The following is a 6750-nucleotide window of genomic DNA, read 5'->3' on the forward strand; positions in this document are numbered from 1 at the left end:
CGTCCTGGCCGGTGCGCGTGTACATGTTGCGTAGTTCCTGTCCGTCGCCGAAGCCCCAGATCGGGCCGACGCGGGCGGCGACTTCCTCGCCGAACAATTGTCGCACCAGAGCTTCCTGCGGCTTGTAGCCGGTCGCGAGCACGATCAAGCCAGCTTCGAGCAACTCGCCATTCGTCATCCGCGCGCCCTCAGGCACGAAGGAATCGATATCGGCAAATTGTCGAAGCGCGATTTCGCGCCGCGCCACGAGATCCGAGCAGCCGACGTTGAAATAATAGCCGCCACCGCGGGTGAGATATTTGAACTGCCAGCCGGTGTCATCCTCGCCGTAATCGAGCTTGAAGCCGACTTGAGCGAGGCCGTCGAGCAATTCCCTGTCGAATTGTTTGGATTGCCCGGTGATCATCTGGTGGGTCTTTTTAGCCAACCGCAGCGGCATCGAGGCCGCGATCAGGTCGTTATCCTCCAGCGTGCCTTCGTTGTAGGTCGCGTAGGCGAGTTGCGCCGACGGCTCGATATTGGTGATCAGGGTTGGGCTGCGCTGAACCAGCGTCACTCTGGCGCCGCTCGAATAAAGGTCCTGCGCGATGTCGTGGCCGCTGTTGCCGGTACCGATCACGATGGCGTTCTTGTCTTTCCAGTCCTCGCCGTCGTGATACTGGCTCGAATGCAGGACGGTGCCGGCGAAATTCTTTAAGCTCGGAATATCCGGACGATTCGCGATCCCGCTGACGCCCGTCGCCATCACCACATGCCGTGGATGCATGATGCGCTCGCTGCCGTCGCCATGGCGCAACACCACCGTCCAGCGTTGGTTGTCCGCGTCGTATCTGCCGCTTTCGAACGAGGTCGCGGTCCAGAAGTTCAGCTCCATGGCATCGACGTAGGATTCGAACCAGTTGGCGAGCTTGTCCTTGGGGATATAGACCGGCCAGTTCGGCGGAAACGGCATGTAGGGCAGGTGATTGACCTGCACCTGATTGTGCAGGGTCAGCGCATGGTAACGTTTGCGCCAGTTGTCGCCGATGCGGCTCGCCCGATCGACGATCAGGGTGTCGATGGCGAGTTGCTTGCAGCGCGCGGCAATCGAAAGCCCGGCCTGTCCGCCGCCGACCACGAGCACGCTCGGGTCGCGGTCGGCATAGGCGACGGCAGCCTCGCGCTGATCGAGCCAGTTGGGTCCGCGAAAATCGCGCGAATAAGACTGGCCGCGCGGCCGCGCCGATCCGATCGTCTCCTCAAAACCCTTTAATTCCTCCAGCGCGGTGAAGAGCGTCCAGGCCTTCAGCCGATTGCCATCGCGGGCATCAGGAACGAGCCTGATGATGCCGTGGCCGCGGCCTTGAATGGTTTCGAATTTGAAGATCGCCTCGATCGTTTCGGTGCCGGCGCGCTTCACGCGGCGCGGCGGCGCGCGTTCGCCGTCGATCTTGAAGCCGGACGGCGCGAGACGGCCGGCCAGAACGGGAAGCTCGTTCAGGATCGCATCGGCGCCATTGAGCGTTTGCAGGTTCCAGCTCAGCGCCAACGCGTCACGCCAGAAGCTATCGGGATGAAAGAGGGGCCGAAGCGTGCGGCTGTCGGGATGTTCGAGCGCACGCTCGAACTCCGCCAGCCAGCCTTCGGCCGCTATCGAGATATCCTCCGTTCGATCGAGCATGCGTTGGTCTCACTGGGGACGCGCCTTCAACCGGTAGGCTATACCCTTTGAGATCGGGCAGAAAGCTGCCTGGCTATGAGCGTTTCGCAACCGGGATATTTTTTGAAGCGGCGCTCTTCTTGTCCGCGCCCGCGATCACGCCTTCGCGTTTCTTGATCGCCCGGTAATACGACCACAACAAATGCGCCGCCGCGCCGCGCATCGGACGCCAGGGTTCCGCGAGAGGGGCCATCTCCTTTGCGGTGGGGCGCGTCTTCAGCCCAAGTCCGATTTTGACCGCCTCCTGGACGGCGAGGTCGCCGGCGGGCCAGGCATCGCCATGGCCGAGGCAAAACAGCAGGTACAGGTCCGCCGTCCACGGCCCGATGCCATGCAGCGAAACGAGCGCGTTATGCGCGGCATCGGCATCCTCGTTGGCAAGCACGTCGAGATTCACCCGCCCGGTGGTGATCTCACGCGCCAGATTCTTCAGGGTCTTGATCTTGGCTGCGGACAGGCCGAGCCGCCCGAGGCGGTCGGCGCGGGCGCGGCGGAAGGCATCGTGGTGGAACGGGTCGAAAGCGGCGGTCAGCCGCCCCCAGATGGCGGCCGCGCTTGCGGTCGAAAGCTGCTGGCCGCAAATGATATGCGCCAGCCCTTGAAATCCTGGCTCGCGCCGCCGCAGCGCCGGCATTCCGGCGACCTCGAAGACGGGTTTGAGCCGCGGGTCCTGTTTCAGAAGCGCGCGGATCGCTTCCTCAAGGTCGGCCTGGCTGTTGAGGTGGAGGGTCATTGCGTTTTAAAACCAACACGTATCGCGAGACAGATCAATGCCGCCACCCGTTTTCCGCTTTGCGCCGTCTCCGAACGGTCACCTGCATCTCGGTCACGCGTTTTCGGCGATGCTTAATTTCGATCTTGCGCGCGAATCGGGCGGTCGCTTCCTGTTGCGCATCGAGGACATCGATCCAACCCGTTGCCGCCCGGAATTCGAGGAAGCGATCGATCAGGACCTCGCCTGGCTCGGCCTTGCCTGGGAAAGACCAGTGCGCCGTCAGTCCGAGCATTTGGCGGAATATCGCGCCGCGCTCGAGAGGCTCACCGCATGGGGACTCATTTACCCCGCATTCGAAAGCCGCGCCGAAATTGCCCGCCTCATCAAGCAGAACGAGGCTGAGGCGCCGTGGCCGCGCGATCCCGACGGTGCACCGCTCTATCCCGGCACGGCGCGAGCGCTGCCGCCGGCCGAGCGGGAGCCGCTGCTTCGATCGGGTGCGCCCTATGCGCTGCGACTCGACATGGCCGCTGCCTGTGCCCGCGCCGGTGAACTGAGCTGGCGCGAATGCGGCGAGGGCCCGCAAGGCGAGAGGGGGACGGTCGCCGCCCGGCCCGAGGCCTGGGGTGACGTCATCATCGCGCGCAAGGAAACCCCGACCAGTTATCACCTCGCGGTCGTCGTCGACGACGCGCTGCAAGGCGTCACGGAAGTGGTGCGGGGGCAAGACCTGTTCTGGTCGACGAGCGTGCACCGCTTGTTGCAGCAGCTTCTCGGGCTGCCGTCTCCGGTCTACCGGCATCACCACCTCGTTCGGGATGCGGCCGGGCAAAAATTGTCGAAATCAACCGATGCGACCGGCTTGCGGGAGTTAAGGGCAAACGGCCTAACCCCGGAGGAAATTCGCCGGCGCGTCGGTCTGGCTTGAGAGCTATCCACTGCCGATATTCTGGTCGCGGCAAGATTTCCGCTTCGGCGTGACTCCACATGCCTGACCGTGCCATGGTGGAGCCGGCCAGGATTGGGGGAATCATGGCGTCGAATTCGCGAACACGGCGCACTCAACGGCCATCGGGAAAGGCTCGGCCGAAAAAGCGTAAGCCAGGCGTTGCAGCCGGCAGGTCGCGCAAGGTCGTTACCAAGGCGGCCGGCAGGACAGCTGCTCCCGGCATCGTCGAGACTGCGCTCGCCACCTTCGCCCACGAAGTCCGTACGCCGTTGACAGGCATTCTCGCGATCAGCGATCTCCTGGCGACGTCCGATCTCGGCGAGCGGGAGCGCCGCTGGGTGGACACCATCAAGGCCGGTGCGGAGCATCTGGCAAGCCTGGCGACGCTGTTTGTCGATGCCGCCCGAAGCGGGCGTTCCGAGCTTGGCGTCCGGCAGGATTTTTTCAACCTGCGCACGCTCGCCCACAAGGCCGGGGATTCATTGGCCGGCCGGGCGACGGCCAAAGGGTTGCAGTCGCGGGTCGAGATTTCGGAAAAGCTCCCTGTCTTCGTGATCGGAGATCCCGTTCGGCTGCGGGCGGCGCTGGAAAACCTGATCGATAACGCCACCAAATTTACCGAGCAGGGCGGCGTTGCGCTCGCCGTGCGGCCGACGCGCGACGTGAAAGACAAAATCGGTGTCGCCTTTGCCGTCTCCGACAGCGGCATCGGCCTCTCGTTAAAGGAGATCAAGCGGCTGTTTCGCCCCTTCTCGCAGGCCAATGTCAGGGTTGCCGCACGCTTTGGCGGCGCCGGCCTCGGATTGTCGTCGGTCAAGCAACTTGCGCGCGCGATGGGCGGCGATATCGTCGTAACCCCGCGGCGAGGCGGCGGGACCACCTTCACGCTGACGGTTTCGCTGACCCGTGCCGAGGCCATGACGGCAGGATCAGGTCCGGACGCCGACAGGGCGCAGGATCACGCGCGGGGTTTGCGTGTTCTCAGCGTTGAGGACAATCCGTTCGGTCGTGTCGTGCTGAATGCGGTTTTGACCGAGCTCGGTCATCAGGCGGAGTTCATCGGCCGCGGTGAGGACGCGCTGGAACGCATCATGCTAGGCGATTTCGATGCCGTGCTGATGGATATGGTGCTTCCCGGCATCGGCGGCATCGAGGCGATCCGGCGCATCCGCGCGCTGGGTCCGCCCGCGGGCGGCATTGCGATCATCGGCGTATCCGGCCGCAGCGACGATGAGACGGCGGCGCGCGAGGCGGGCGCCGACGCCTTCCTGGTCAAGCCCGTGTCTCCGAGGGCTTTAGCGACTGCGCTGCTTGAAGTGACACGCCGTGCGGCAAGCGCGACTTGATGATCGCGGCGTTAAGCTCCCCGCCATAGACGAAGATCGCTGCGATAAAATACAAAAACACCAGCGCGATGATGACCGACGCGAGACCGGCATACATCGTCACGTAGTTATTGGCGAACCGAGCCAGGTATTGCCCGAACACGGTGCCCGATATCATCGAAGCCAGCAAGGTGAAGATGATGCCCGGCAGGATCTGCAAGAAGGAACGCCGGCCGGCTGGAAGCCACGCATGCAGGACGAACAGCGCAACCACCAGCGCCAGGATCGTGATGCTGTAACGGGCGATGTTGAGGAGATTTTGGTTGGTATCGACGATGATCGGAATGTGCCGCCGCGCAGCTTCAAGCATCAAGGGGCCGAGCACGATCAGGAACGCCATCGCCAGCGAAGTGAAAGCCGCGACCAGCGTATATCCGATCGACTCCAGCCGCAGCCAATACCATCGGCGCGGCTCGATCACGGCGTAGGCGCGGTTGAGCGCGACACGAAGCGCTTCAACGCCATTGGAGGCGAAATAAACCGCGAGCACCGCGCCGATGGTCAGGATATCGCCCCGGGTCGTGGTCAGGACATCGTGGATTTCGCCCGAGAGCGAATCGGCGACCTGCTTCGGCCAGACCTGGAGCAAGAGCCCCGCGGCCTGATCGGCGAGCTCCTTGGAGCCGAAGAAGCCCGCAAGCGACGTCAGCACGATCAGGAACGGAAACAGCGCCATCAAGGTCGACAGCGCGATGTGGCTGGCGATCGCCCAGCCGTCATCGGCCAGAAACGTGTAGAACGCATCGATGGTGACATGGAAGATGTAGCGAATCAGCCGCACAGCGGACACTAGAGCTCCGATTCCGAAGTTCGCAAGCTACCGTGGCGACCTCTGATGCGAACTTCGGAATCAAAGGAGCTCTAGCAACTTATTGATACCGGTGCGGCTTCTGAATTTGAAGTTCCTATAACGAACTCGCGGCGAAATTGATAGGAACTTCAAATTTGCCGCACTGGCTTGAGTTAACCACGCCACCTTCTGATATTATTCACCCAAAAGCCAGATCGCCGATGTGAGGCGGCAATGGCGGATCGGCCGGCGCGGTGTTATCTAGGCGAGATGGCTTCGTTCCTTGGCACGTTCATTGTTCCTATTGCGGTGGCGGCGGTCGCGGTGGTGCTGCTGCTCGGTCTTCTCAACATGATGCGGGGCGGCTCTCCGAACCGCTCGCAGAAACTGATGCGGTTGCGGGTTTTGCTTCAGTTCGTCGCAATCGTGATCATCATGATCACCGTCTGGGCGACGGGCCATTAGGGATATGCCACCAGGAGAGAAGGCATGGTCGTCCTCAACCGTATCTATACGCGAACCGGCGACGACGGCACCACCGCGCTCGGAAGCGGCGAACGCCGGCCGAAATACGATTTGCGTATCGCAGCCTACGGTACCGTCGACGAGACCAATGCCGCCATCGGCGTGGTCCGGCTCCATCTCGCCGAGGAGCCCGGGCTCGATGCTATGCTGGGACTGATTCAAAACGATCTGTTCGATCTCGGCGCCGACCTCGCCGTGCCCCAGCGCGAAGGCAAGGCGGAGCGCCTGCGCGTTCTCGCGAGCCAGGTCGAACGCCTCGAGCGCGACATCGATCTCTTGAACGCAGACCTTCAGCCCTTGAACTCCTTCGTGTTGCCGGGCGGCACGCCGGCCGCCGCCTATCTGCATCTGGCGCGTACCGTTTGCCGCAGAGCGGAACGGATCATGGTGGAGCTGGCGGCCCAGCCGGACGAACCGGTGGGGGAAGCCGCCATTCAGTATGTTAACCGGTTGTCGGATTTCCTGTTCATCGCCAGCCGCACGGCCAACGGCAACGGCGCCGGGGACGTGTTGTGGGTGCCGGGGCAGAACCGCTAGCCGGGCTCGCTCGGGTGAGGAGCGAATGCCACATCTGCTCATCTAGCGCACCTTCCGGGCGGCGATTTTTGGCCTCTGGTGGTCCAATTCTAACATTCGCATCCCGTCTCGGCGGCTACTTTTGCGAAAGGACCACTAGCAAATACAGGT

At 62.9% G+C, this 6750-nt stretch carries 7 protein-coding genes; 4 read left to right on the forward strand and 3 right to left on the reverse strand.

Annotated elements, in window-relative coordinates:
• Positions 1 to 1660, reverse strand: a 1660-nt coding sequence (locus tag WB528_RS20325; RefSeq protein WP_423890200.1) for a flavin-containing monooxygenase, incomplete at its 3' end; no start/stop codon positions are given.
• Between the two features lie 73 nt (positions 1661 to 1733).
• On the reverse strand, positions 1734 to 2432 hold the full coding sequence (locus WB528_RS20330) for a DNA-3-methyladenine glycosylase family protein (RefSeq protein WP_423890201.1): 699 nt from the start codon (positions 2430 to 2432) through the stop codon (positions 1734 to 1736).
• A gap of 37 nt (positions 2433 to 2469) precedes the next feature.
• Here WB528_RS20330 and gluQRS point away from each other — a divergent pair, with 37 nt between their 5' ends.
• Both gluQRS and WB528_RS20340 read left to right on the forward strand, forming a co-directional pair.
• A complete protein-coding gene (gene gluQRS, locus WB528_RS20335; RefSeq protein ID WP_423890202.1) occupies positions 2470 to 3342 on the forward strand; it encodes a tRNA glutamyl-Q(34) synthetase GluQRS in 873 nt (290 codons plus the stop codon).
• Between the two features lie 104 nt (positions 3343 to 3446).
• A complete protein-coding gene (locus WB528_RS20340) occupies positions 3447 to 4709 on the forward strand; it encodes an ATP-binding protein (RefSeq protein ID WP_423890205.1) in 1263 nt (420 codons plus the stop codon).
• Here the strand turns inward: WB528_RS20340 and WB528_RS20345 are convergent.
• The gene (locus WB528_RS20345; RefSeq protein ID WP_423890206.1) at positions 4636 to 5529 is read right to left on the reverse strand and encodes a YihY/virulence factor BrkB family protein; all 894 of its coding nucleotides are present in this window, start codon (positions 5527 to 5529) and stop codon (positions 4636 to 4638) included. The genes WB528_RS20340 and WB528_RS20345 overlap by 74 nt on opposite strands.
• A gap of 279 nt (positions 5530 to 5808) precedes the next feature.
• Between WB528_RS20345 and WB528_RS20350 the strand changes: the two genes are divergently transcribed.
• Entirely contained in the window at positions 5809 to 6003 is a 195-nt protein-coding gene (locus tag WB528_RS20350; RefSeq protein WP_423890203.1) for a twin transmembrane helix small protein, read from the forward strand.
• 24 nt (positions 6004 to 6027) lie between these two features.
• A complete protein-coding gene (locus WB528_RS20355; protein WP_423890204.1) occupies positions 6028 to 6600 on the forward strand; it encodes a cob(I)yrinic acid a,c-diamide adenosyltransferase in 573 nt (190 codons plus the stop codon).
• Positions 6601 to 6750 lie beyond the last annotated feature (150 nt).

The organism is Bradyrhizobium sp. (genome assembly GCF_049586575.1).
Lineage (GTDB): Bacteria > Pseudomonadota > Alphaproteobacteria > Rhizobiales > Xanthobacteraceae > Bradyrhizobium.

Bases quoted from the DNA above. Each gene is read 5' to 3' on its own strand.
- WB528_RS20330 (WP_423890201.1), bottom strand. From the start codon at position 2,432: ATGACCCTCCACCTCAACAGCCAGGCCGACCTTGAGGAAGCGATCCGC.
- gluQRS (WP_423890202.1), top strand. From the start codon at position 2,470: ATGCCGCCACCCGTTTTCCGCTTTGCGCCGTCTCCGAACGGTCACCTG.
- WB528_RS20340 (WP_423890205.1), top strand. From the start codon at position 3,447: ATGGCGTCGAATTCGCGAACACGGCGCACTCAACGGCCATCGGGAAAG.
- WB528_RS20350 (WP_423890203.1), top strand. From the start codon at position 5,809: ATGGCTTCGTTCCTTGGCACGTTCATTGTTCCTATTGCGGTGGCGGCG.
- WB528_RS20355 (WP_423890204.1), top strand. From the start codon at position 6,028: ATGGTCGTCCTCAACCGTATCTATACGCGAACCGGCGACGACGGCACC.